Here is a 25,007-nt window from a genome sequence, read left to right as displayed (position 1 = left end):
GATGAGGGTAATAAACGTGGAATCTGAACTGTAACGAGATACCGCAGTAAGTGTAAATTTTTTATAAAACCCCTGGTAGAGCTGTATATTTTGACGACAAGCGGCGTTCAAAATGGGCATGCACAAGGTTTTTCATTTATGATGGAGTAAGCCGTGGGTACGGTTTTTCTGTGTGCTCGCTTCAAAACTTGTTTCTCGCGGGCGCTCACTGTGTTTTACTGGTTGATATAGGAAAGAGGTCGTGATGAGTGGTGGAGACATTGCAGGTCTGATAGCTGCTGGTGTTTTCGCAATTCTTGTGGCGTTACTTGCTTTACCTATTATTCGCCTGACTAAAGTTTTCGATGAACTTATCGTGACCATTCGTTCGCTCAACCAGAGCACATCACCTTTGATCGACGAAGTTACTAAAACAGTCGTTACCACGAATGAGCAGCTTGAGAAGGTAGACGGTATCACCTCTAACGTATCCGATGCTTCCGCGAACGTTTCTGCCCTGTCTTCTTTGGTGACCTCAACTGTGGGGCAGCCCCTTATTAAAGTTGCTTCGTTCTCATACGGTGTCCGTCAGGCATTCCGCGGTAAGAAGCCTGGTGACGACGATCGTGCAGCTGGTACTTCACAGGGAGGTGAACAGTAATTGGGTTTATTTCGGTCAGTTCTTCTTGTGGGAGCGGGCGCAGCGGTAGGCTATTTCGCGTCAAAACGTGCCAGCGCATCGCCCGAAAAGAAAACAGGCGCTCTTGTTCAGTACCAACAGGGTACACTCGCTCTTAACCCGGAGTCACAGGTGGGAAAGTTTTTCGATTCACCCGTTGGTAAGCCTCTTCAACCCTATGCGCTTAAAGCTGTCGAATTTGCTGCGCGTGTTCGTGAAGGCATGCAGGAAAAAGAAGCTGAACTTCATGCTAAAGTTGAGCGACAGAAACAGGATATACGTCCTGGTTCTATAGATACCTGGGACCGTCAGATGAGTGAGCAAGAAATTGCTTCCACAAATCGGGCTGCTGCCGAGCGGGAACTGCTCGACGTGGAATCGCGGATTGCCGCTACAGAGGAGGAACTTCGCTCCGCCCGCATCCAACGTGACCGAGAGCTGGGTGAAGATTTCTTTAACTAGCCGGTACTGTAACGTAGCCGTAATGACGGCATGACGAACTTGATAGATTTCGTAGAATTTCACACAGAATTGTCTAAGGAAAGCGATGCTCTCACAGGAAATTTCTAAGCGCTGGATCGAATTTTTCGAGAAGCGCGGACATACCGTGGTGCCTTCTGCATCACTCATCTCAAACGAACCCGGTGCCATGTTTACCATTGCGGGTATGGTGCCATTTATCCCTTATTTTCTTGGACGAGAGACCCCTCCGTTCTCGCGTGCAACAAGCGTTCAGAAGTGTATTCGTACCCTCGACATTGAAGAAGTAGGTAAGACCGCCCGTCATGGCACCTTCTTCCAGATGGCGGGTAACTTTTCATTCGGCGACTATTTCAAAGAGCAAGCTATTCCTTTCGCCTACGAACTACTCACTGCTAGCCAGGATAAAGGCGGTTACGGGTTAGATCCGGAACGTCTGTGGGTGACCATTTACGAAGGAGACAACGAAGCCTTCGACGTATGGACTAAAACCGTAGGATTCCCAGAAGAACGTATTCAACGCATGGGCATGAAGGAAAACTACTGGTCTACAGGTCAGCCTGGTCCTGCAGGCCCCGATTCCGAAATTTTCTACGACCGCGGACCCGCATACGGCAAAGAAGGCGGTCCGGCGGTAGACGACGATCGCTATATTGAGATCTGGAACCTTGTGTTCATGCAGTATCAGCGTGGTGAAGGGATCGGTAAGGAAGACTTCGAGATTCTGGGTGAATTGCCCAAGAAGAATATCGATACCGGTTTAGGCGTTGAGCGTTTGGCGATGCTTCTGCAGGGTGTTGAAAACTTCTACGAAACCGATCAGGTGCGCCCGGTACTTGACGCCGCTTCGAAGCTCTCCGGGAAAAAATACCACGGCTCTGAATCTCCCGAAGATCCGGGGTATGAAGACGATGTGCGCATGCGTGTGGTCGCGGACCATATTCGCTCTTCTCTCATGCTGATTGCCGATGGTGTGACTCCCTCCAACGAAGGACGCGGCTATATTCTACGCCGCCTGATGCGCCGCGCTATTCGTGCGATGCGTCTGCTGGGCGTTACTGAACCGTGCCTGCCTATCCTATTCCCCGCTTCTCGCGATGCGATGGCTGGTGCTTTCCCCTACGTGGCGGATGATTTCGAGCGTATTTCCCGCATCGCTTATGCCGAGGAAAAGGCATTCTTGCATACGATTGAAACCGGCACTGAGCGTTTGGAAGAAGCCGTTGCTACGGCTAAGAAAGACGGGTCAAACTCTGTTTCTGGGGCAGAAGCATTCGCACTGCACGATACCTACGGATTCCCAATCGACCTGACCCTTGAAATGGCCGCTGAAGCAGGCGTAAAGGTTGATGAGAAGGCGTTCCGCGAACTGATGGCTGAGCAGCGTCACCGTGCTCAGGCTGATGCTAAGGCTAAAAAAGGTTCTTTCGCAGACCTCTCTGAGCTTCGTAAGCTCGTGGATGAACGTGGTTCTATCTTTACCGGGTACACCGAACTTCGCACTGAGACTCATCTTCGTGCTTTGCTGAAGGATGGGGTTTCCGTTCCCGTAGCTAAAGCGGGCGATAAGATCGAGGTTGTTTTGGATGAAACCCCGTTCTATGCGGAGGGCGGCGGACAGGCAGCTGATACCGGCGTGATTACTGGAAACGGTTTCGTGATTGATGTTCAGGACGTGCAGCAGCCTGTCAAGGGCTTGAGCGTTCACCGCGCCGTTGTTCGTGAAGGTGAAGCACATCCGGGCGCTGAGGTTGTGGCGCAGGTTGATGTGCAGCGACGTCGAGACGGTGAAAAAGCACATTCGGGTACCCATATTGTTCATGCGGCTTTGCACCAGGTATTGGGTAATGAGGCAACTCAGCGTGGTTCCTTCAATAAGGAAGGCTACCTGCGTTTTGACTTCGCATGGGGTGAGAGCCTATCTGACTCCGCTAAGCGTGAAGTCGAGGAGGTAGCAAACCTTGCTATCCGGGATAACCACGAAGTTATTGCGCGTGAGATGCCTCTTGCCGAGGCTAAAGCCCTAGGCGCTATGAGCCTCTTCGGCGAGAAGTACGGCAACATTGTGCGTATGGTCGAAATCGGTGGAGAGTTTTCGCGTGAGCTTTGTGGCGGTACCCACGTAGGAACTTCATCTGAGATTGGTTCTCTGACTCTGCTCACCGAACAGTCTGTGGGCTCGGGTAACCGCCGCGTTGAGGCACTGGTCGGTATGAATTCTTTCGAGCATCTTGCCGCTGAGCGTACCCTAGTCAATCAGCTGACCGGCATGATGAAGGTGCAGTCTTCGTCCGAGCTACCCGAGAAAATTAACCAGACGTTGGCGAAACTAAAGTCAGCTGAGAAAGAACTTGAAAAGCTGCGCCGCGAGAAGCTTCAGGCTGAGGCTGGTAAGCTTTTAGAAAACGCGCAAACCATCGGCAGCGTACGAGTTCTTACACATCATGCGGGAGAGCTGGACGCCAACGGTGTTCGTTCGCTAGCGTTAGATTTACGTTCACGCTTCGGCTCTGAAGCTGCCGTTGTGGCGGTGACTGGCGTGACCAATGGTCGCCCGGTTATTCTTGTCGCCACAAATGAAGGTGCCCGTGAAGCTGGCATTAAAGCCGGTGCCTTGGTGCGACTCGCAGCAGGTGTACTCGGCGGCGGTGGCGGCGGTAAAGACGATGTTGCACAAGGTGGCGGACAGGATGCTTCGAAGGTTTCAGAAGCACTGGATGCTATTCGCAACGCGATAGCGCAGGCATAACTTGACTGAATTTCAACGAGGAGTACGGATGGGTGTTGACGTGGGTAATGCCCGCGTTGGCACGTCATTGAGCGATCCAGACGGCATTCTGGCGACTCCGCTCAAGACACTCCGTCGTGACAGCAAGAAGAACTCGGACCGTCGAGTTCTCCGCAAACTTGTGGAGGTTAACGACGTGAAAGAGATCTTTGTGGGGCTTCCCAAAACCATGCGGGGAGGAGAGTCGGACTCCACCCGCATGGCACGGGATTACGCCCACGCTTTGCGCTCTGAATTGGATGCAGAAGGAAATACACACATCAACATTTGGCTGGTCGATGAGCGTCTCACCACGGTGAGTGCGCATCGTTCCCTCCACGAGGCTGGTGTATCCAGCCGAAATTTCAAGACTATGGTTGACCAGGTTGCTGCTGTTAACATATTGCAGTACAGTCTGGATGCTCTTAAAGCTGGGCAAGCTGTCGCTGGATATCTGGTGTATGAATCACCCCGCGAAGATTCCCATCTGCAAGAGACTATAGACGGCCCCGTCAACGAAACGGAGAACCTTCAGTGACCGAAGAACCTACAAAACAGCGGACGCGAGAGAGTAGCTTAAGCGAGCTTCTCAGTCCGACACTCGCCGAAAGCCAGGCTGGCATTCGCGGTATCACCCTTGAGGATGAGGTGGTAACCGCTAGGGAGCTACGCGCACGTAAGCGTCGCCGCCACACCATCATGGCAACAGCTTTGAGCGTCTTTGCCGTGGTACTTATTGTGCTTGGGGTGGTCTTCGTGCAGCGTTACGACATTAACCCCTTCAAAAATCGTGACTACTCGGGGTCGGGAAATGGCGAGCCGGTAAGCTTTACGATTGAGCAGGGTGAGAGTACCGCGCAGATTGCGCAGGCGCTCAAAGAAAAAGACATTATTGCCGATCCCGGCAAGTTTATTGACGTGTACCAGAAAGAGGCTAACGGTAAAACTCTTAAGGCTGGTACCTATGAGTTGCAGAAGCAAATGAGCAGCTCTTCGGTCGTGAAGAACCTGGTAGATAGCGATAATAATATTTTCTATATCGCGGTTCAGCAGGGTAAGCGTATGAACGAGACGGTCGATATTATCGCTAAAGCTACCGAAGGCAAGATAAGTCGTCGCGATATTGAAGCTGCTATGTCTCACCCCGAAGAATACGGTATCCCGAAGAACTTCCCCTCTATGGAAGGCTGGCTGCACCCGGGCGAATACCGAATTCCGAAGGAAGGGACCGACGCCAAGAAAATTATTGAGGCTATGGTTTCGCGAACAAAGGCTGATTTGCAGGAAGCAGGAGTTAGCGGAGACCAACGAACCTTTGAGGTCCTGACTAAGGCTTCTATCGTGGAGCTTGAAGCACAGCCTAAGGACTATGTGGCCGTTGCGGGCATTATCAATAACCGCCTCAATAACCCCAAGGGGGAGACTAACGGTTTGATTCAGTCCGATGCTACCGTGACCTATGGCTTGGGCGTACGTTCATATCACCTCACGGAAGAGCAAAAGGCAGATAAGAATAATAAGTACAACACCTATGCAAATACAGGGTTGCCGGCAGGCCCGATTGCATCGCCAGGGTTATCCTCAATCAAAGCGGTAGCAAATCCCGAGAACAACCCATACTACTACTGGGTAACAGTTGACCTTGACACGGGTGAGACGAAGTACTCGCGCACCTATAAGGAACACCAGAAGTACGTTGACGAGTACAACCAGTGGTGTGAGGAACACTCAGGTCGCTGTAAGTAAGATACTGCATGGTCAGTACTGAGGCACCGTATTTGTAGGTTCTGTACGGTTCTTCGTAAGACGGAACGGATGCTCCTTCCACTAAACTGGAAGGAGCATCCGTTCCGTTTATGTGCGTAAAGTGACGGACAATCTAGACGGCATCTCGTGGGAAGGGAATACCATGACTAAGGCAGCGGCAGCACGACGAGCCTATGTGCTGGGGCATCCTATAGCGCATTCGCTCTCGCCAGTTTTACATACCGCTGCGTACCAGGTACTCAAAGAGAACATTGCGTATGCCCGTCGTGACACACTCTCCGCGGATCTTCCGGCTCTCATGGATGAGGCAGAGGCCGGAGAAGCAATCTGCGGGTTTTCGGTCACAATGCCGCTCAAGACCGATATTATTCGGTATCTTCACTCAACAACCGCTTTGGCCCAGGTGACTGGGGCGGTTAACACCGTTTTCTGGAGAAAGACGGAAGATACCGAAGTACCGTTGCCGCGTGGTCATAATACAGATGTCGGCGGCATCGTCAATGCACTTCTACATGCTGGGCTTGAAACTCACCAAGCAACGACACAACCGGCTATCCTGGGCGGCGGCGCAACCGCTGTTTCTGCTCTAGCCGCCTTACACCGTTTGGGGTACACTCGTGTGACGGTGTATGCGCGCTCACTGCATAAGCTCTCTACCATATATGACGCAGCAAAACGTCTAAGTCTTGAGGTCCAGACAGAGCCTCTTGCCCGGTTTCCGGAAGACTGCGCCGCGTATTACTCGGTGATCTCGACTCTCCCCGCTCATGCTGCGGATGATTTTACTGAAAACATACACAAGGTCTACCCGTACGCTGTTCTACTGGATGTAGCTTATGATCCGTGGCCGTCTCAGCTAGCGCAGATTTGGGAGCGGTGCGGCGGGCGCGTCGTATCGGGCCTTGAAATGCTTCTCTATCAGGCTCTCGACCAGGTACGCGTTTTTACCGGGCATGCTATAGATCAGCATCTCCCGCACGAGCTTGATGTGCTCAATGCGATGTGTGCCGCTGTAAATCTTGCTCCGCGTGAACAGCTTCCTGACATTGTGTGTTAAAAGAGACGTTAGAATTTATATACAGATTCAAACTTTGACGGTGCCGAAACTCTCAAGACGGCAAAACGGAGATGAGGAAATACATGGAGCTACGTTGGCTGACCGCGGGGGAGTCTCACGGTGAAGCGCTGGTCGGTATTATCGAAGGAGTCCCCGCCGGCGTGAAGCTTACCAGCGAGATGGTGCGTGATGCGCTGGCTCGCCGCCGTCTAGGGTACGGCCGCGGCGCTCGTATGAAGTTTGAAGAAGATAAAGTACGTATTCTGGGCGGGGTGCGGCACGGCCTGACGCAGGGTGGCCCCGTAGCACTTGAAATCGCGAATACTGAATGGCCTAAATGGGTTGATGTCATGAGCTCAGATCCGGTAGATCCCGCACTTATTGAAGGGCGTGCCCGCAATGCTGCCCTGACACGCCCGCGCCCCGGTCACGCGGATTTTACGGGTATGCAGAAATATAACTTTGCGGAGGCTCGTCCTGTTCTTGAACGCGCATCGGCACGCGAAACTGCGACTCGGGTAGCTCTGGGTGTGGTCGCAGCTCAGGTTTTAAAAGCACTTGGTGTTGAGCTTGTATCGCATACTGTTGCAGTGGGCGGAGTACACGCGCCCGATGGAGCGTCGGTGCCTGCTCCCCGTGATGTTGCTGCTCTTGACGCTGATCCTCTTCGGTGCTTCGATAAAGCTACTTCAGATGCTATGGTCGCCCGGGTTGATGAGGCGCACAAAGATGGAGAAACACTTGGCGGTGTCGTCGAGGTTTTGGCTTATGGTATGCCCCCAGGACTCGGGTCATATGTGCATTGGGACCGTCGTCTGGATGCCCGCCTTGCCGCGGCCCTGATGGGGATTCAAGCTATTAAGGGTGTCGAAGTTGGCGATGGCTTTGCGACTGCAGACCGTCCTGGTACCGCCGCACACGATGAGATTTCGGTTGGTGAACATGGCGTGACTCGTGATACGAATCGAGCCGGCGGCATTGAAGGTGGTATGAGTATAGGCGATCTTGTGCGTGTTCGTGCCGCTATGAAGCCCATCGCTACTGTTCCCAAGGCACTCAAAACTATTGATACTTCAACCGGGGAACCCGCGAAGGCGCATCATCAGCGATCTGATGTATGTGCTGTACCAGCCGCCGGTGTGGTGGCGGAGGCTATGGTCGCCCTTGTAGTCGCACAGGCAGCACTGGAGAAATTCGGTGGCGATTCCATCGGCGAGACACGTCGAAATATGGACTCTTATCTGGCAGAGATTCCCGAATCGTTGGCTTGGGAATCTAATGTTGCGGGATGGGATTCCTAGACTGTGGCTGCTGAGGATCCAGCGCCTTCCGGGCGCGCATCGTCGGAGACGAACCCTTTCTCTCGCATAGCGGAAGCAGCGCGCCGTGCCCGAGAGGGGAATGCCTCGCGCCCGCAGTCAAAGCTTTCGGAACCTGAGGAGAACACGGCTGAACAGCATGAGGTAGGCTCACACACTCAAGAACTTCATTCTGCTCGCAAAGCGGCTGTTCCCAGCCCACTCACAGTTTTTGGGAAATTTGGGAAAGCTGCCCCGCGTGCTGCATCGAAGGTACGGGTATATGCTTCATCTGATTCGGCCACACCGGCCCCTCTCGCTTCAAGCGTTTTTCGTGAAAAATTAGCAGGCTTTACTGTAGAACCTCATAAACCGCAGGACGAACAGGGGAGTCCTCAAGTTCCTGAAGAGTCTGAAGTATTGGAGACGAACAAGGCTGCACGCGGTCAGCAATCAGACACTATACCGACGCCCGCAATCTTCGCGCGCCCGCGCGTCGTTGCGGAACAGGCTTCACGTAAAAATGATGACTTGGAACGGGCACCTGTGTCTGAACAGCCGCATGAATCCGCAAGTTTTGCCGCGATTACAGCGCGTATGGCACGGGCTGCACACCTGAGGCACGGCGTTGCTAGTTTAGAATCAGAGCGCGAAAGCATCTCTAAGGAGAAAAGCGAGGAAAATACCCTTCGCATACATCCGCAGCAGGTACGTGAGCTTCAGGAAGAATTTGCCGAACGTGCCCGTCCGGTAGTTCTTATCGGTCCTATGGCGGCGGGAAAAACCTATATTGGCACCCATTTTGCGCGGTTTTACGGCTATGAGTTTCTTGACGCCGACCAGCTGATTGTGGAACGTTATGGTGAGGTGTCCGAGATTTTTGAAATCTTTGGTGAAGCCTATTTTCGGGAACTTGAACGCAAGACTATTGAAGATGTGCTGACCTCGCCAACCTATCGCAACACAGTTTTTTCGCTGGGCGGCGGTGCCCCTATGACTGATGCGGTTGCTGACCTTTTGCGTGACGAATGCGTGGTTTACATTCTGGTCGATGTAGATACGGTTGAGCCGCGCATTACCGGCAATAAAACCCGCCCGCTTCTAGAGCCTAACCCGGTAGAGCGCTGGTCTGAGATTTTTGAGCATAGGCAGCACCGGTACGAGGAACTTGCACAGCATACTTTGGATGCGCGTGGAGAAAAAAATATTAGCGTTATGACCGCCGAAATTCAGAACTTTGTTCTTGCCTTCCGAAAGGAACACTCTCATGATTGAACAGTCACATCACGCCGCTGAGTCCGAAACCTCTATAGCTCCAACTTTCGGAGCTTCCGGTGAGGAAGACATTACCTATATACCCGTCACAGGCAGCTCACCACGCGAGAACTACGATGTTCTGGTGGGGCATAATTTGCTTAAGAAAATCCCCGATATTCTAGGTAACACAGCGCATAAAATCTTGGTGATCCACCCGCGCGCCCTACGGGCTACCGGCGAGCTTGTTATGGAAGATCTGCGTAAAGTTGGCTACCAGTCTTTTAGCGCTGAAATTCCTGATGCTGAAGAAGCTAAGCACCATCAAGTGGCCGCATTTTGCTGGCAGGTTTTAGGTCAGAACGACTTTACACGCACGGATGCAATTATTTCAGTGGGCGGCGGAGCCATTACTGATGTTGCCGGTTTTGTGGCGGCAACCTGGCTGCGCGGGGTACGTGTGATTCACATTCCGACCACTCTTCTTGGCATGGTCGATGCCGCTGTGGGAGGAAAAACAGGTATTAACACCGCCGAGGGAAAGAATCTTGTGGGGGCATTTTGGCCACCTTCTGCAGTGCTCTGCGAGATTGGTACGCTGCGTACCTTGCCGGAGCATGAGCTTTTAACAGGTATGACGGAGGTCGTAAAGTGTGGGTTCATTGCTGACCCACAGATTCTTGACAGTATTGAGGCTAACCCAGAAAAGATTCGGGATTCTCAGTCGTCAATAGTGCGTGACCTGATTGAGCGTGCCGTTCGGGTGAAAGCGGAGGTTGTTTCTGAAGACCTGCGCGAATCCGGTCGCCGCGAAATTCTCAATTACGGGCATACCTTAGGGCACGCTATTGAACGTGCCGAGCGATACCAGTGGCGCCACGGCGCAGCCGTTGCGGTGGGGATGGTGTATGCGGCCGAGCTCGCGCTTGCCGCTGGGTATCTTAATGAAACAATTGTTGATCGCACCCGTGCCATTCTCAAATCTTTGAATCTTCCAGTGGGATACCGGGGGGATCGCTGGAAAGAGCTTCTCGAAACTATGCGCCGGGATAAAAAAGCGCGCGGCTCGCTTTTGCGTTTTATCGTTTTGGAAGAACTGGGTAAACCGCGTGTTTATGAGGTTCCCGATGACTCCATCCTGTATATGACATACCAAGAAATCGCCGAATAACTAACTGCAATTTAGGTGCTTTTACAGGGGGTACCCATGTCTAGGCAGTCAAACATGCAGAACGTGATGGGAATTTTACTTAGATATGTCATAGTAGCGGTGCCATAGTGTAAACTAAAGGGCGACATTATTTGCTCATTGATAACTTAGCGCCTGCGGCAACACGCATCGTGTTGTGTGTAAGCGTCGACAATACGAAGGAGAGCCGCATGGCATCTACCACTGATATTAAAAACGGTGCAATCCTCAAGATTGATGGCGGTCTGTGGTCCGTTGTTGAGTTCCAGCATGTAAAGCCCGGTAAGGGTGGTGCGTTTGTGCGTACCAAGTTGCGTAACGTAACCTCCGGTAAGGTTGTCGACCGCACTTTCAATGCTGGCGCTAAGATTGAGACTGCTACTGTTGATCGTTCCGACTATCAGTATCTCTACCAGGACGGCGAAGACTACGTCTTCATGGATCTGAAGACCTATGATCAGATTAATGTTCCTGCAGCTGTGGTGGGCGATGCTGCTAACTACATGCTGGAGTCGCAGACCGCGACTGTAGCCCTCTATGAGGGTACTCCGCTATATGTTGAGCTTCCTGCCTCTGTTGTTCTTGAAATTACCTACACCGAGCCTGGCCTGCAGGGTGACCGTTCCACTGGTGGCAATAAGCCTGCAACTCTTGAGACCGGCTATGAAATTCAGGTTCCACTATTCCTGGAGACAGGCACCAAGGTGAAGGTTGATACCCGTACCGGCGATTACCTGGGCCGTGTTAACGACTAATGAACTCTCGTACCAAAGCCCGCTTACGTGCCGTCGAGGTACTTTTTGAAGCCGATCAGCGTCAAGAAGACATTATTGATGTGCTGAAGCGACGCCGTCTGCATACTGCCGCTCAGATCTCGGCCTATGCCGAAGAGATCGTGCGCGGCGTACGTGAACATGATGACGAGATTCGAGAATACCTTGAGACCTATGCGCGTGACTGGTCGTTTGAGCGTATGCCAGCTGTCGACCGCGTAATTTTGCGGATCGGCGCGTGGGAACTTCTCTATAATGATGATGTTCCAGATGCGGTTGCTATCTCGGAGGCAACCGGTTTGGCGCGTGTGCTCTCTACAAACGATTCACCGAAATTTGTTAACGGTCTTTTGGATAAGCTGCGCCAGGTAAAACCGACTCTGCTTGCTTAAACGGCTCAGTTATAAAGCCGCCTCAAACCCCTGCTTTTTAGGGGTTTGAGGCGGCTTTTAGTATACATTCATATGGATCAAGCCGGGTTATGCATAGAACCCGAGCTGGCGTTTAGCCTCTTCAAAAAGTTCGCTGCCCTCATGGGTGTACCGAGTATTGCGATGCTGGGTAGAAGCGAGATTATTAACAGCAAGGTTAGACCCTTCACGTACGTGCAGTAGGAACTTGAGCCAGTGTTGTGTGCGCATCATATGAAGCACAACGCTCATATCACGGTCTGAGGACGGATCGGGCCAACGATTAGAACGCATACGCATAGCGATCATGGCACAGAGGTAACGGCAGTCTTGAATAGCGGGATCGAGCTCAAATGATATGCCGGATACCGTGGTGATTTTAAGAGCGGTTTCAAACTTATTGTAGGTAAATGTATAGGCATCAATATCAGCATAGTCAAGAGTGATAACGCCCTCGCCAAGTCGGGATCTCATAAACTCGTATAGCCTGAACTCAACGTAGGATCGGCGGTAGTACCAGATGAAGATAAGAGTGCATAGAGCAACGACGCTCAGTAGGACAGTAGCGATAGTGTCAAAAGAGGAAGATACCCAAATCCATGCCATGATGAGAGTACATAGTCCGAAGAGGACTGCACCGATAACCGAGAAGTATGAGTTGCGTTGAGTCTCTCCAAGAGTATGCCGAATCACCTGAGTGGAAGAAGCAAAGCCAAGCTCCGTAAGCTGCCGGGTGCGCATTCGGTTGCGGCGCTTAAAGTAGCGGTGCGCCACGAAAACGATAGGGGCTGCAAGAATCCCAAAGATAATTCTTACCAGGCCCTCAAAGAGATCTTCCATGATGCAGTCCTCGGTGTGGTTGTACTATCGGTGATGCTTTTACTAGCATAATGGACTCTCGACGTTTTATGAGTCTTTGTTCAGGGAACATGAGCGTTTATTGCATGATATATAGAGGATTTTTGACTCCAAAAAAAAATTAAAACTTCAGAAACACATACCCCTGAACTGCGTGGTACGTATGGTAGTCTTGGTAAAAGCAACAGACCTTTAAATCCGTCCCGTGAGGCGGGGAAGGAGTCGGCTGTGTCGGGGACATCTGTACCCTATGAGCCTGGTGCGCATCCCATAGGCGCGCCAATAAAAACGCCCAATGAAGGGCACACTATCCTTAGCGACGATGAGATCCGTCGCGCTCTTACACGTATTGCTTTTGAAATTCTTGAGTCTAATAAGGGAACTGATAACCTAGTGCTTTTAGGTATTCGGTCTCGTGGATACCCGTTAGCACAGCGTCTGGCACAGCGCATCCAGACGAATGACTCAAATTTTGATCTCAAAAATGGCCTGGGCGCTCTCGATATTACCTCGTATCGCGATGACCTCACCGATGAGGAATATGAAAACCGCAGCGCGGGGGAGTCCTTGATCCCGGTGGGGGGTCTCGACGGCAAAAATGTGGTTCTCGTCGATGATGTTCTGTACTCCGGCCGCACTGTTCGGGCCGCCTTGGACGCCCTTAACGAATACGGACGTCCGGCTCTGGTGCGTCTTGCCGTGTTAGTTGATCGCGGGCACCGGCAACTCCCAATTCGCGCCGACCACGTGGGGAAAAACCTTCCGACCAGTGCCTTAGAGAAGGTTCGTGTGGTACTCGAAGAAACGGATAACGCCACAGACCGCGTTGATATCATTCAGCTGGAAGGACAGATTTCATGAAACATCTGCTTGACACTCGCGATCTCACACGAACTCAGGCCATTGAAATACTCGACGTTGCAGACTATATGGCACAGGTTAAGGCAGAAAACCGGAAGCTCAATGTGCTTGCCGGCAAGACTGTAGTCAACCTTTTCTTTGAAGACTCAACGCGTACCAGACTGTCCTTCGAATCCGCAGAGAAACGTCTGGGCGCCGATATCACCAATTTTGCTGCGCGTGGTTCATCGGTTTCTAAGGGAGAATCCCTCAAAGACACTGCTCAGACTCTCAAAGCGATTAGTGCGGATGCCTTCGTGATTCGTCATTCGGCTTCGGGGGCTCCGCAGCGTCTTGCCGAGGCCGGATGGACCAATATTCCCGTGCTGAATGCGGGGGACGGCACGCATGCGCATCCAACGCAGGCTCTTTTAGATGCGGTTTCGATGCGCCAGTTTAAGGCTCAGCGTGATGGTCTGGAATCACCGCGAGGAACCGATTTAAACGGCATGCGTGTGCTGATCGTGGGGGATATTCTGCACTCTCGCGTGGCGCGGTCGAATCTGTGGTTGCTAAAAAATCTGGGGGCTGATGTCGCTTTTGTGGCTCCGCCTACGCTTTTGCCTGTGCATACTGAGCGTTGGAAGCAGGATTGGGGACTTGAGGTTTTCCACGATTTCGATGACGCAATCGCTACAAAACCTGACGCGGTGATGATGCTGCGCATCCAAAAAGAGCGTATGAACGCCGCTTACTTTCCCTCAGCAGAGGAATATACCGCCCTGTGGGGACTCACCAAAGAACGTTTCGAGAATCTGCTGGCGCAGCCTCAAGAAATCGCAATTCTGCATCCCGGTCCCATGAACCGAGGGCTGGAGCTGTGCGCCGAAGCCGCCGATTCTCAGAACGCCTGGGTGTTGCGCCAGGTCAGTAACGGCGTGGCGGTTCGCATGGCGGTGCTGTACCTGCTCTTGACTGACGGGTCAAGCGAGAAACTATACTCCGGCGACGAATCTTAACGCTATCCGAAAGAAGGAATACACATGAGCACGTACCTTATTAAAGGCGCCTCCCTGCTGGGTGAGCGCGTTGCCGATATCCTGATTGAGGATGGCAAAATTGCGCGTATCGGTCAAGATATAGAAGCCGCAGACGCTCAGGTCGTTGATGCTTCTGGTCAGATTGCTCTTCCGGGTCTGGTCGATATTCATACTCACCTGCGCCAGCCAGGATATGAGGCTTCTGAAACCGTTGAGACCGGTACTCGCGCGGCGGCTTTAGGCGGCTACACGGCTGTTTTTGCGATGGCGAACTCACTTCCCGTTGCAGATACTGCAGCTGTAGTTGAGCAGGTTGACCGTCTGGGTAAAGAGTCTGGTTGGTGCCGAGTGCAGCCCATCGGCTCGGTGACAGTTGGGTTGAAAGGTGAATTCCTCTCGGACATTGGTTCTATGGCGACCTCTGAGGCGAAGGTTCGTGTGTTCTCGGATGACGGCATGTGCGTCTACGATCCGGCGATTATGCGCCGTGCTCTTGAATACGTAAAGACTTTTGACGGTGTGATCGCCCAGCATGCGCAGGAGCCCCGCCTAACTGAGGGCGCTCAGATGAACGAAGGCAAGGTTTCAGCCGACCTGGGGCTTACCGGCTGGCCCGCTGTCGCGGAAGAAGCTATTATCGCCCGCGATGTTCTGCTGGCTGAGCATTTGAATTCACGTCTGCATATTTGCCACCTCTCGACTAAAGGCTCTGTAGAGGTTGTGCGCTGGGCTAAATCTCGCGGCGTGCAGGTAACCGCCGAAGCCACCCCGCATCACCTGATTCTGACCGATGAAAAGGCACGCACCTACGACCCGATTTTTAAGGTGAACCCGCCTTTACGTACCGAAGAGGATGTGCTTGCTCTGCGCCAAGCTGTTGCCGACGGCATTATTGATGTTATTGGTACCGACCATGCACCGCATCCGGCAGAAAGCAAAGAATGTGAATGGGCGTGTGCTGCAAACGGCATGACCGGTCTTGAGCAGGCACTCTCGATTATTCAGATGACTCTTGTGGAGCCGGGGCATATTACCTGGGCCGATGTCGCACGGATTATGAGCGAAACTCCGGCGAAAATTGGCAGCCTGGATGCTGAGCAGGGCCGTCCGCTTGCCGAAGGTGAACCAGCAAATATCGTGTTGGTTGATCCGAAGGCTAGCCGTGCGATTAAGCCTGAGGATCAGGCCACGAAGGGCAAGAACAACCCGTATCGCGGGATGGAGGTTCCCGGTGTTGTGCGTGCAACCTTTTACGCGGGGCATCCAACCGTTTTGAACGGCGAGCTCGCGAGTCCTCGCCGGCAGGCTTGATCGTTCCCAATATAGGGGTAAAACCACCGCAATAAACCGAGAAGAAAGAAGAACCGTGGAAAAACTGATTCCCACCCTTATCTGCGTTGCCGTGGTGGCACTGTGCTTCTTTGGTATTTGGCGCGGTTGGAAATCCCGGCTCAAGCGGCAGTCCACGATGTTCGGTTCGCTCAAAGACGTTCCCGCACGCTACGACGGGTTTGAAGCCGAGGCGGCGTTTGAGGGGGAGTATGTGAGCACTACGATATTCGGTGATGAACTGAACCGTGTGGGATTCGACCAGCTAGGGTTCAAAACAAAATCCACGCTCCTGATCTACTCGGACGGCATTATTTTCACCCGCAACGGGGCTAAAGACCTGTGGATTCCCGCAAAGAAACTTGCGGTCATTACCACCGGGCAGGGAATGATCGGCAAGGTTGTAGAACGTGACGGACTTATCGTGATCGGTTGGACTCTTGACGGTCACCGCGTGCAGACCGGATTTCGCACTCGCTATGCCGATCAGAAAAAAATCGCACTTGAGAAGCTTCGTGAGATCTCGCCGGATGCGGTCGATAGCCCCGAAAAATGGGGGCTGGAAGAGACAGCACATCACTAATACACAGACAACTCACCCACAAAATGCCCGCTAATTGCGAACGGCATACCAAGAATTTCCTGCACACAGTGTTCCACTTATAACGGGCACAAGCAGGGGAACAGACCACCGAGAAAAGGAAAGTAAGAGCATGACTGAGATGACACGTTCCGGTGCTTTGGGCACGGACCGCGCGTTACTCGTTCTTGAGGACGGCACCATCTACCGAGGCTATGGGTATGGAGCAATTGGCGCATCCTTAGGCGAAGCAGTATTTTCCACCGGCATGACCGGCTACCAAGAAACGCTGACCGACCCATCCTACGCTGGGCAAATCGTGGTGCAGACCGCGCCTCATATCGGTAACACCGGTGTGAACAAGGTAGATGCAGAATCCCGCAAAATTTGGGTTGCCGGGTACGTGGTACGAGATGCCGCACGTGTTGCCTCCAACTGGCGTGCAGAACGTACCCTGGATGACGAGCTCAGGACCCAAAGTATCGTGGGCATTCAAGGCATTGATACTCGTGCGCTGACTCGCCGCCTACGCTCCAGCGGTTCAATGCGTGCAGGCATTTTTTCGGGACGTCACGCCAATCGCCCCGAAGCCGAACTTTTGGAAGCGGTGCGCGCCTCCGAGCCGATGGCGGGCCGTAAACTTGCCGATACCGTTTCCGTGACGGAAGCCTACACAGTTGAACCTCACCAATACGGCTGGTTCGTTCCGCCGGTTGCTACCATTGCTGCACTCGATCTTGGCATCAAATCTATGACCCCGCAGCGTTTCGCGGAACGCGGCGTGCGTGTACATGTACTGCCCGCAAACACAACCCTTGAGACCGTAAATACGCTTCGCCCAGACGGCGTATTTTTCTCCAATGGTCCCGGCGACCCGGCGACTGCTGACGAACAGGTTGAACTCCTGCAGGGTGTACTGCGCCAGGGCACCCCGTTCTTCGGTATCTGCTTTGGCAATCAGCTTCTCGGCCGTGCGCTCGGGTTCGGGACCTACAAGCTGCCCTTTGGACACCGCGGTATCAATCAGCCCGTCATGGATAAAACCACCGGCAAAGTTGAAATAACCGCCCAAAATCACGGGTTCGCCGTCGATGCGCCTATCGGTGAATACGTAACCGCCCCCAACTCCGAATTCGGCGAGGTCATGGTTTCCCATGTGGGGCTGAATGATAACGTGGTCGAGGGGCTAACCTGCAAAGATATTCCCGCGTTCTCGGTTCAATACCACCCGGAGGCAGCCGCAGGTCCGCACGACTCCGCATATCTTTTCGACCGTTTTATTGACCTCATGACCTCCACCAAGAAGACTGCAAAGGAAGCCTAAATGCCACGTCGTACCGACCTTAACAGCGTCCTTGTCATCGGCTCAGGTCCGATCGTCATCGGTCAGGCAGCCGAATTCGATTACTCCGGCACTCAGGCTCTACGCGTGCTCAAAGAAGAAGGTGTGCGTGTTGTCCTCGTAAACTCCAATCCGGCGACCATTATGACCGACCCTGAGTTTGCAGATGCCACCTATATTGAGCCGATTACCCCCGAAGTCATCGCTAAGATTATCGAAAAAGAACGTCCAGACGCCATTCTTCCTACCTTGGGCGGGCAGACTGCGCTCAACGCCGCTATCGCTCTCGATAAGCAGGGAACTCTGTGCGAATATGATGTTGAACTCATTGGCGCAAATATCGAAGCCATAAATCTGGGCGAAGATCGTGAAGCGTTCAAAGGCGTGGTAGAGCGCGCGGGCGGCGAATCGGCGCGTTCGATCATTGTGCACTCCATGCCGGAAGCTCTTGAAGCGGCCAAAGAGCTCGGTTACCCCATGGTCGTGCGTCCTTCCTTCACCATGGGCGGACTTGGCTCTGGTATGGCCTACAACGAAGAAGATCTTTACCGCATTGCCGGTGCAGGCATCCAGTATTCGCCTACCTCCGAGGTTCTGCTCGAAGAATCTATTCTTGGCTGGAAAGAATACGAACTCGAAATGATGCGCGACAAAAATGACAACGTCGTGGTCGTCTGCTCGATTGAAAACTTCGACCCGGTCGGCGTGCACACCGGCGACTCCATCACGGTAGCGCCTGCCCTCACCCTCACCGACCGTGAGTACCAAAAACTTCGCGATATCGCTATCAACGTGATCCGCGAAGTTGGGGTTGATACCGGCGGATGCAATATTCAGTTTGCCGTAGACCCTAAGACCGGGCGCATCATCGTTATCGAAATGAACCCACGCGTTTCACGCTCTTCAGCGCTTGCGTCTAAAGCAACCGGGTTCCCGATCGCTAAAATTGCGACCAAACTTTCGCTGGGGTACACCCTGGATGAGATTCCGAACGACATTACTCAGAAGACGCCCGCATCCTTTGAACCGACCCTCGACTATGTGGTCGTCAAGGTACCACGTTTTGCATTTGAGAAGTTCCCGGCCGCTGATCCGACTCTCACAACCACCATGAAATCGGTGGGTGAAGCAATGGCGCTGGGCCGTAACTTCACCGAAGCACTCCAGAAGGCTATGCGCTCTCTAGAGCAGAAAGGTGCTTCTTTCTCGTTCACGAAGCAGCAACTGAATGCCGAAGAACTTGACGCGCTTATCGAGAAGACCAAGATACCCACCACGCAGCGTATCTATCAGGTGCAGCAGGCACTTTTGGCGGGCGCATCTATTGCGCAGGTTTTTGAAGCCACCAAGATTGATCCATGGTTCTTAGATCAGCTGGTGCTGCTGAATGAAGTCGCCGGGATTGTGCGGGAAAATCGCGATAACTTGACCCCTGAAATCCTGCAGCTGGCAAAACGCCACGGCTTTTCTGACCCGCAAATCGCAGAGATTATCGGATCTTCTGAGGACGTTGTGCGCGGTGTGCGCCATGCCCTAGGTATTCGCCCCGTATTCAAGACTGTTGATACTTGTGCCGCTGAGTTCGAGGCGTTTACCCCCTATCACTACTCTAGTTATGATTCTGAGGATGAGGTCGCTCACCATGAGACTCCCTCCATCATGATTTTGGGGTCGGGGCCGAACCGCATTGGCCAGGGTATCGAGTTTGATTATTCTTGCGTGCACGCTTCTCTGGTGCTGCGTTCTCTGGGGTACGAGACGGTTATGGTGAACTGTAACCCGGAGACTGTTTCAACTGACTACGATGTTTCGACTCGCCTGTATTTTGAGCCGCTGACGTTGGAAGATGTGCTCGAAATTGTTGAATCAGAGCGCCGCACGGGCGGCTTGTTGGGCGTTTTCGTGCAGTTGGGCGGACAGACTCCACTAAAGCTTGCGAAAGCCCTCAAAGATGCTGGGGTCCCGATTTTGGGTACTACTCCCGAAGCTATTGACCTTGCTGAGGATCGCGGCGAGTTTGCGCGCGTGCTGGAGGAAGGCGGTTTGATTTCGCCGAAGAATGGTACCGCATATACCTTCGAGGGCGCCAAACGTGTTGCCGATGAGATTGGGTACCCGGTGTTGGTCCGTCCTTCCTATGTGCTGGGCGGGCGCGGTATGGAGATCGTCTATGACGAAGCAAATCTTGCACGCTACCTTGAAAATGCGACCGAGGTTTCTCCCTCTCAGCCAGCACTTATCGATAAGTTCCTGGAAGACGCTATTGAGATTGATGTGGATGCGCTCTTTGACGGCACCGAGCTCTACTTGGGCGGTGTCATGGAACATATTGAAGAGGCTGGCATTCACTCAGGCGATTCCTCCTGCACCTTGCCACCAATTACCTTGGGTCCCGATGTGATCGCCAAGGTTAAAGAAGCAACCGAGGCTATTGCGCGTGGTACCGGAGTGCGGGGCCTGATTAATATTCAATTTGCCTACGTCTCCGAGAATCTGTTCGTGATTGAGGCAAACCCACGTGCGTCTCGCACCGTACCGTTTGTCTCAAAGGCAACCGGCGTGCAGCTGGCAAAGGCTGCCGTGATGATCGGTTTGGGGAAGAGTATTGCTGAACTGAAGGCAGAGGGATACTTGCCTAAGAACATGGATGGTGCATCCCTGCCGCAGAATACTGCAATTGCAGTTAAGGCAGCGGTTCTTCCGTTTAGCCGCTTCCGCACTCCTGAGGGTGTGGTGGTTGATTCCCTACTTAGTCCCGAAATGCGCTCGACCGGCGAAGTCATGGGTCTTGATACCCTCTACGACACTGCCTTTGCGAAAGCCCAGGCAGGTGCGGGGTCACCGCTACCGACCGAGGGCAAGGTCTTCGTTTCGGTGGCTAACCATGATAAGCGCAATGTGATTATCTATGCCAAGATGCTTGAACAGCTGGGCTTCGAGATTGTCTCTACCGGCGGCACTGCAGATGTGCTTCGTCGCAATGGCGTGAACTCAACGGTTGCATCCAAGTTTGCGGAAGCAAACGGTCAGCATTCGATCGTTGATATGGTGCGCAACGGCGAAATTGATCTGATTTTGAATACGCCTGCCGGTGGTGCTGCTCGTAGCGATGGTTACGAGATCCGTGCGGCGGCGGTCAGTGTCGGGTGCCCTGTGATGACCACGATTTCGGAGTTCGCGGCTGCTGTTCAGGCTATCACTGCGCTGCGCGAGCGTAGCTGGGAGATTATAAATCTGCAAGAACATGGTGAGTTCTTGCGGACCGCCAGCACCGGCGAGCAGGGGCAGGACAAGGGCGAACAGGTGCGTGAGGGGGAACTTTCGTGATCCCCTTCGGTGATCGTCTTGCGGCTGCGATGGACGAATACGGTCCGTTGTGTGTGGGTATTGACCCACATCCGAACCTGCTGCAGGCGTGGGGACTGGAAGATTCTGCCGAATCTCTGCGTACTTTCGCTATGAATGTCTACGAAGGATGCGCCCCCTACGCCGCAGCGCTCAAACCCCAGGTTGCCCTGTTTGAGCGCCACGGTTCCGCAGGTCTTGCCGTGTTGGAAGAGCTCTTTGCTCGCGCCGCCGAAGACCGGGTTCTAATCGTGGCGGATGCAAAACGCGGTGATATTGGCTCGACTATGAAAGCCTATGCGGATGCTTGGCTCGGTACCTCTTCACCACTCGGCACGGATTCGGTCACGCTAAGCCCATATTTGGGCTTCGAGTCGCTTCGCCCAGCGCTGGATGCGGCAACTGCGAACCAGCGTGGAACTTTCGTGCTGGCGCTGACCTCAAACCCTGAGGGTAAGAGTGTGCAGCATGTGGGCAAAGCAGAAGATACCGGAGCAGTAGCGAAGCAGGTTATTGCCGCAGCCACTGCAGAGAACACTGCGCAAACTTGGGAACGCATGGGTTCATGTGGTCTAGTTGTGGGTGCCACCGTGGGGGAGGCCCTCAAGGAATTGGCGATAGACCTGAGCACCACTTTCAACGGTCCCATTCTTTCGCCGGGATATGGTGCCCAAGGGGCTAGCGCTGAGGACCTATACCGAATTTTTGCAGGTGTTGAATATCAGGTTTTGGTGAATTCCAGCCGTGGCGTGCTCTCTGCAGGTCCGCAGCCGACTGACCTGGCGCGGGCGGCGCAGAGTGCACGTGACGATTTAGTGCGTGCACGTGGCACATCGTAACTCGTTGTGATTGCGTAGTGGCGTACAGAGTTTATCTGCTCTGTGCGCCATTGCGCTGTGTTGAGCCTGAAAGGCTTTACGTTACGAACCTCGGTTCATCGTTTTACAGTGCAACATGCTAAGTTAGAAAACGTAAGAACGCTGATTTATATACATATATCGCTTGATGGGAGACCCCATGCCGATTACGCCGCTAACCGATGAGGTGCGTGCATCAGCACGTGAAAAGGCGTTGCTTGCCCGTACTCGCCGCCAGGAAGTTAAGCAGGCACTTTCTACCCGTGAGCTGTCGGTACGTCAGGTACTCGATCTGGTCGATGACGACCAAGCTCTTGCAAAGATGCCTGTGGATCAAATGCTCCGTGCCCTTCCGGGAATTGGTGCTGTGCGTGCCGAGAAAATTATGGAAGAACTGCAGATCGCGCCGACCCGTCGTTTGGGCGGTCTTGGTGTGCATCAACGCCGTAAAATGGTGGAGTATTTTAACCGCAATGTTCGGCATACACGCCGCCGCAGCGGTCGATAGTTCTCGCCGCCGAATAAAATACGCATTATTACATCACACCGTAGGAAGAACCCGATGACTGCTCAACCTAGACTTACCGTTCTGGCTGGTCCCACTGCCGTGGGTAAGGGAACCGTCTGCCAGTATATTCGTGAGCACTATCCGAACGTCTGGTTTTCCGTTTCGGCAACTACTCGTGACCCTCGCCCCGGCGAAGAAGAGGGGGTGCACTACTATTTTGTCTCGCATGAGGAATTTGATCAGATGATCGCTGACGGACAGATGCTTGAGTATGCGGTAGTGCACGGTAAGAATAAATACGGTACTCCGCGTGCTAAGGTTCAGGAAGCTCTAAATGCTGGTCGCCCGGTAATCCTTGAGATTGATCTTCAAGGGGCTCGGCAGATTCGGGAGTCTATGCCGGAGGCACAGCTGATTTTCTTGGCACCGCCCAGCTGGGATGAGCTTGTGTCTCGATTGGTAGGGCGCGGTACTGAATCGGAGCAGGAACAGCAGCGGCGTCTTGAGACCGCCAAAATCGAGCTTGAGGCTGAAAGCGAGTTCGACGTAACCGTGGTCAATGATTCGGTAGAGCGCGCAGCGCAGGAGATTGTGCACATCGTGGGTGCTGAATCTGCTGAAGCATAGGGTACGTATTTTGGCGGCGTGCCGGGTATTACTGTGCTTTCTCGTTAAGGTACGTGATTTTTACCGAGTTTAGCGGTAGAATATTGCTTTAGTTTTGGCTGAGTTCGTGTACATGAATGTCAGCAGTGTACAAAGACAACATATTGGAGTTTCTGTGGTAAACGAAATCAAAGAGCACGAAGACTACAACTTCGTTGATGGCGTAGCTCCCGAGGGGATTGTGAACCCCAGCGCGGATGCGCTGATTCAGAAGGCTGAGTCTAAGTACGGGCTGGTGATTTTCGGTGCTCGTCGTGCTCGCCAGATTAACGCTTATTACGCGAATCTGCAGGAGAGTGCGGGCGACCACGTTGGTCCTCTGGTTGAGTCTGAGGCTAATGACAAGGCTCTTTCGGTTGCAATGCGTGAAATTATGGCAGATCAGATTGTTGCCGATCACGTGCCGGATGGGCACTTCAACGAAGATGGTTACCTGGTTCCTGAGGAATTCACATCCTTGGGTCTGGGCGACGCCGATTTCGGTGCTATCGAGGAGGAATATATTCCTGCCGGTACCGAAGAGGTTATTGCTCTTGAAGAGGTTGTTATTGACGACTCCGCTGAGTAAGGAACGTTTGTAAATACCATGCGCATTATCGTTGGTATTGGAGGGGGCATTGCCGCATATAAAGCGGTAATGCTCCTTCGTCTTTTCGCAAAAGATGGGCATGAGGTTATTGCCATGCCCACCGAAGCTGCCCTGGAGTTTGTGGGTAAAGCTACCTTCGAGGCCCTGAGCGGCAACCCGGTTTCCACGAGCGTTTTTGAGCGTGTTCCTGAGGTTAACCATGTTCGCCAGGCCGAGCTAGCGGATGCGATTGTTATAGCACCGGCGACCGCCGATTTGATGTCTCGGTTGGCGGCGGGGCGCTGCGATGATTTGCTTTCTGCTACAGTACTGACTACCCATGCACCGGTGATTATGGCTCCCGCTATGCACACTCAGATGTGGGAACATCCAGCAACGCAAACGAATGTGCAGGCTTTGCGCGAACTTGGGTATCACGTGATTGAACCGGCGATTGGGCGTCTAACGGGTCCCGATTCGGGTGTGGGCCGCATGCCGGAGCCGGAAGATATTTTTGAGGCGGCGCAGTGCGTAATTGCTGAGTTTCCGAAGGGGGAGCAGCATCCTTCGCAGATTCCGGGATATACGCCCACACGCCTGGTAAATGCTGGCTCGGCGGAAGAGCCTAGCAGCTCATTTGCATTAGGTATTGAGCCTGAGCCTGGAATTTTGGCGGGGAAACGCATCGTGATTACGGCGGGAGGCACCCGTGAGGCCTTGGATCCGGTGCGTTTTTTGGGTAACCGCTCAACAGGTAAACAGGGTGTAGCTTTGGCCCAGGCTGCGCGTGATCTAGGGGCATCGGTGCATCTAATCGGCGCTAACCTTGAAGTCCCCGCGCCCGAGGGAGTACAGGTAACCCGAGTAGTGAGCGCCCGTGAACTACGCGATGCCGTGCTGGAAGCTCAGAACAACGCCGATATGCTTATTATGTCTGCAGCGGTTGCAGATTTTCGGCCTGCCGAATACGCCGAGTACAAGATTAAGAAGACCGCAGATTCTTCGGACGCTCCCACGATTCAGCTGGTACGCAACCCGGATATTCTGCGTGAAGTCGTGGAGCTTCGACAGAAGACAGGTGCCGGTGCGCACTTGATTGTGGGTTTTGCCGCAGAGACTGGGTCAGCTGAGCGAACTCCGCTTGAGCTTGGGCGCGAGAAGCTGGCGCGTAAGGGTTGTGATTTTCTGGCTCTCAACACGGTGGGCGTAAACCAGGGTTTCGGAACCGATGATAATACGATTACGTTGCTCTCTTCGTTCACAGATCGGGAACCTGTTTTTTCAGGCTCTAAACAGGTCGTTTCCGATCAGATATTGCGCACTCTTGCACAGTATGTAAAGCCCTGAGAAAAGCAGAAATACGAGCCGATTAAGTTTGTGACTCCCTCCCTCCGAACCCGTGTAACGTTCTGTCATAATTG

The 25,007-nt window shown here is 53.2% G+C and carries 23 protein-coding genes; 22 read left to right on the top strand and 1 reads right to left on the bottom strand.

Going from position 1 to position 25,007, the window contains the following annotated elements; translation table 11 throughout:
- Positions 1 to 244: 244 nt before the first annotated feature.
- The 11 genes from HMPREF2804_RS07240 (at position 245) to nusB (ending at position 11,635) form a co-directional block, all read left to right on the top strand.
- Positions 245 to 640 (top strand): DUF948 domain-containing protein, encoded by a 396-nt coding sequence (locus HMPREF2804_RS07240; protein WP_004004740.1) that lies wholly within the window; start codon positions 245 to 247, stop codon positions 638 to 640.
- A complete protein-coding gene (locus tag HMPREF2804_RS07235; protein WP_004004738.1) occupies positions 641 to 1,120 on the top strand; it encodes a hypothetical protein in 480 nt (159 codons plus the stop codon).
- Between the two features lie 85 nt (positions 1,121 to 1,205).
- The gene (alaS, locus tag HMPREF2804_RS07230; RefSeq protein WP_070450365.1) at positions 1,206 to 3,887 is read left to right on the top strand and encodes an alanine--tRNA ligase; all 2,682 of its coding nucleotides are present in this window, start codon (positions 1,206 to 1,208) and stop codon (positions 3,885 to 3,887) included.
- A 28-nt stretch (positions 3,888 to 3,915) separates the two neighbouring features.
- A complete protein-coding gene (gene ruvX, locus HMPREF2804_RS07225; protein WP_219619744.1) occupies positions 3,916 to 4,443 on the top strand; it encodes a Holliday junction resolvase RuvX in 528 nt (175 codons plus the stop codon).
- Complete coding sequence (mltG, locus tag HMPREF2804_RS07220; RefSeq protein WP_004004734.1) at positions 4,440 to 5,651, top strand: endolytic transglycosylase MltG; 1,212 nt, start codon at positions 4,440 to 4,442, stop codon at positions 5,649 to 5,651. Before ruvX ends, mltG begins: the two co-directional genes overlap by 4 nt.
- 163 nt (positions 5,652 to 5,814) lie before the next feature.
- Entirely contained in the window at positions 5,815 to 6,729 is a 915-nt protein-coding gene (locus HMPREF2804_RS07215) for a shikimate dehydrogenase family protein (protein ID WP_070450362.1), read from the top strand.
- Positions 6,730 to 6,812: 83 nt separating this feature from the next.
- Positions 6,813 to 8,030: a chorismate synthase gene (gene aroC, locus HMPREF2804_RS07210; RefSeq protein WP_070450359.1), complete on the top strand. Its 1,218-nt coding sequence runs from the start codon at positions 6,813 to 6,815 to the stop codon at positions 8,028 to 8,030.
- 3 nt (positions 8,031 to 8,033) lie between these two features.
- Positions 8,034 to 9,302, top strand: a complete 1,269-nt coding sequence (locus HMPREF2804_RS10815; protein WP_246822651.1) for a shikimate kinase — start codon at positions 8,034 to 8,036, stop codon at positions 9,300 to 9,302.
- Positions 9,295 to 10,452: a 3-dehydroquinate synthase gene (gene aroB / locus HMPREF2804_RS07200; protein WP_070450356.1), complete on the top strand. Its 1,158-nt coding sequence runs from the start codon at positions 9,295 to 9,297 to the stop codon at positions 10,450 to 10,452. The genes HMPREF2804_RS10815 and aroB overlap by 8 nt, the downstream gene beginning before the upstream one ends.
- Before the next feature lie 209 nt (positions 10,453 to 10,661).
- Entirely contained in the window at positions 10,662 to 11,225 is a 564-nt protein-coding gene (gene efp / locus HMPREF2804_RS07195) for an elongation factor P (protein ID WP_004004729.1), read from the top strand.
- On the top strand, positions 11,225 to 11,635 hold the full coding sequence (gene nusB, locus HMPREF2804_RS07190) for a transcription antitermination factor NusB (protein ID WP_004004728.1): 411 nt from the start codon (positions 11,225 to 11,227) through the stop codon (positions 11,633 to 11,635). The genes efp and nusB overlap by 1 nt, the downstream gene beginning before the upstream one ends.
- Before the next feature lie 87 nt (positions 11,636 to 11,722).
- Here the strand turns inward: nusB and HMPREF2804_RS07185 are convergent, their stop codons facing one another.
- Positions 11,723 to 12,493 carry a hypothetical protein gene (locus tag HMPREF2804_RS07185; protein WP_070450353.1) on the bottom strand — a complete coding sequence of 257 codons (771 nt, stop codon included), beginning with the start codon at positions 12,491 to 12,493 and terminating at the stop codon, positions 11,723 to 11,725.
- 288 nt (positions 12,494 to 12,781) lie between these two features.
- On the opposite strand from HMPREF2804_RS07185, the gene pyrR reads away from it, so the two are divergent.
- The 11 genes from pyrR to HMPREF2804_RS07130 all read left to right on the top strand — a co-directional run bounded on the left by pyrR (position 12,782) and on the right by HMPREF2804_RS07130 (position 24,933).
- Entirely contained in the window at positions 12,782 to 13,372 is a 591-nt protein-coding gene (gene pyrR / locus HMPREF2804_RS07180; protein WP_305793914.1) for a bifunctional pyr operon transcriptional regulator/uracil phosphoribosyltransferase PyrR, read from the top strand.
- Entirely contained in the window at positions 13,369 to 14,370 is a 1,002-nt protein-coding gene (locus HMPREF2804_RS07175) for an aspartate carbamoyltransferase catalytic subunit (RefSeq protein ID WP_070627817.1), read from the top strand. Before pyrR ends, HMPREF2804_RS07175 begins: the two co-directional genes overlap by 4 nt.
- A gap of 24 nt (positions 14,371 to 14,394) precedes the next feature.
- The gene (locus HMPREF2804_RS07170) at positions 14,395 to 15,702 is read left to right on the top strand and encodes a dihydroorotase (protein ID WP_070627815.1); all 1,308 of its coding nucleotides are present in this window, start codon (positions 14,395 to 14,397) and stop codon (positions 15,700 to 15,702) included.
- A 55-nt stretch (positions 15,703 to 15,757) separates the two neighbouring features.
- Complete coding sequence (locus HMPREF2804_RS07165; RefSeq protein ID WP_070627813.1) at positions 15,758 to 16,303, top strand: PH-like domain-containing protein; 546 nt, start codon at positions 15,758 to 15,760, stop codon at positions 16,301 to 16,303.
- Between the two features lie 130 nt (positions 16,304 to 16,433).
- Entirely contained in the window at positions 16,434 to 17,624 is a 1,191-nt protein-coding gene (carA, locus tag HMPREF2804_RS07160) for a glutamine-hydrolyzing carbamoyl-phosphate synthase small subunit (protein ID WP_070627811.1), read from the top strand.
- Positions 17,625 to 20,969, top strand: a complete 3,345-nt coding sequence (gene carB / locus HMPREF2804_RS07155) for a carbamoyl-phosphate synthase large subunit (RefSeq protein ID WP_070627808.1) — start codon at positions 17,625 to 17,627, stop codon at positions 20,967 to 20,969. It begins immediately after the preceding gene.
- Positions 20,966 to 21,826 carry an orotidine-5'-phosphate decarboxylase gene (pyrF, locus tag HMPREF2804_RS07150; RefSeq protein ID WP_070627806.1) on the top strand — a complete coding sequence of 287 codons (861 nt, stop codon included), beginning with the start codon at positions 20,966 to 20,968 and terminating at the stop codon, positions 21,824 to 21,826. The genes carB and pyrF overlap by 4 nt, the downstream gene beginning before the upstream one ends.
- Positions 21,827 to 22,004: 178 nt before the next feature.
- Positions 22,005 to 22,352, top strand: coding sequence for an integration host factor, actinobacterial type (gene mihF, locus HMPREF2804_RS07145; RefSeq protein ID WP_037230933.1), 348 nt, complete (start codon positions 22,005 to 22,007; stop codon positions 22,350 to 22,352).
- A gap of 54 nt (positions 22,353 to 22,406) precedes the next feature.
- The gene (gene gmk / locus HMPREF2804_RS07140; protein ID WP_070450324.1) at positions 22,407 to 22,979 is read left to right on the top strand and encodes a guanylate kinase; all 573 of its coding nucleotides are present in this window, start codon (positions 22,407 to 22,409) and stop codon (positions 22,977 to 22,979) included.
- Between the two features lie 154 nt (positions 22,980 to 23,133).
- On the top strand, positions 23,134 to 23,586 hold the full coding sequence (gene rpoZ / locus HMPREF2804_RS07135) for a DNA-directed RNA polymerase subunit omega (RefSeq protein ID WP_048754030.1): 453 nt from the start codon (positions 23,134 to 23,136) through the stop codon (positions 23,584 to 23,586).
- A gap of 18 nt (positions 23,587 to 23,604) precedes the next feature.
- Positions 23,605 to 24,933 (top strand): bifunctional phosphopantothenoylcysteine decarboxylase/phosphopantothenate synthase, encoded by a 1,329-nt coding sequence (locus HMPREF2804_RS07130; RefSeq protein WP_070450321.1) that lies wholly within the window; start codon positions 23,605 to 23,607, stop codon positions 24,931 to 24,933.
- Positions 24,934 to 25,007 lie beyond the last annotated feature (74 nt).

The organism is Rothia sp. HMSC065G12 (assembly GCF_001811455.1).
Taxonomy (GTDB): domain Bacteria; phylum Actinomycetota; class Actinomycetes; order Actinomycetales; family Micrococcaceae; genus Rothia; species Rothia dentocariosa.
The sequence above is the reverse complement of the archived record's forward strand: the minus strand, read 5'-3'. Positions and strand labels throughout refer to the sequence as shown.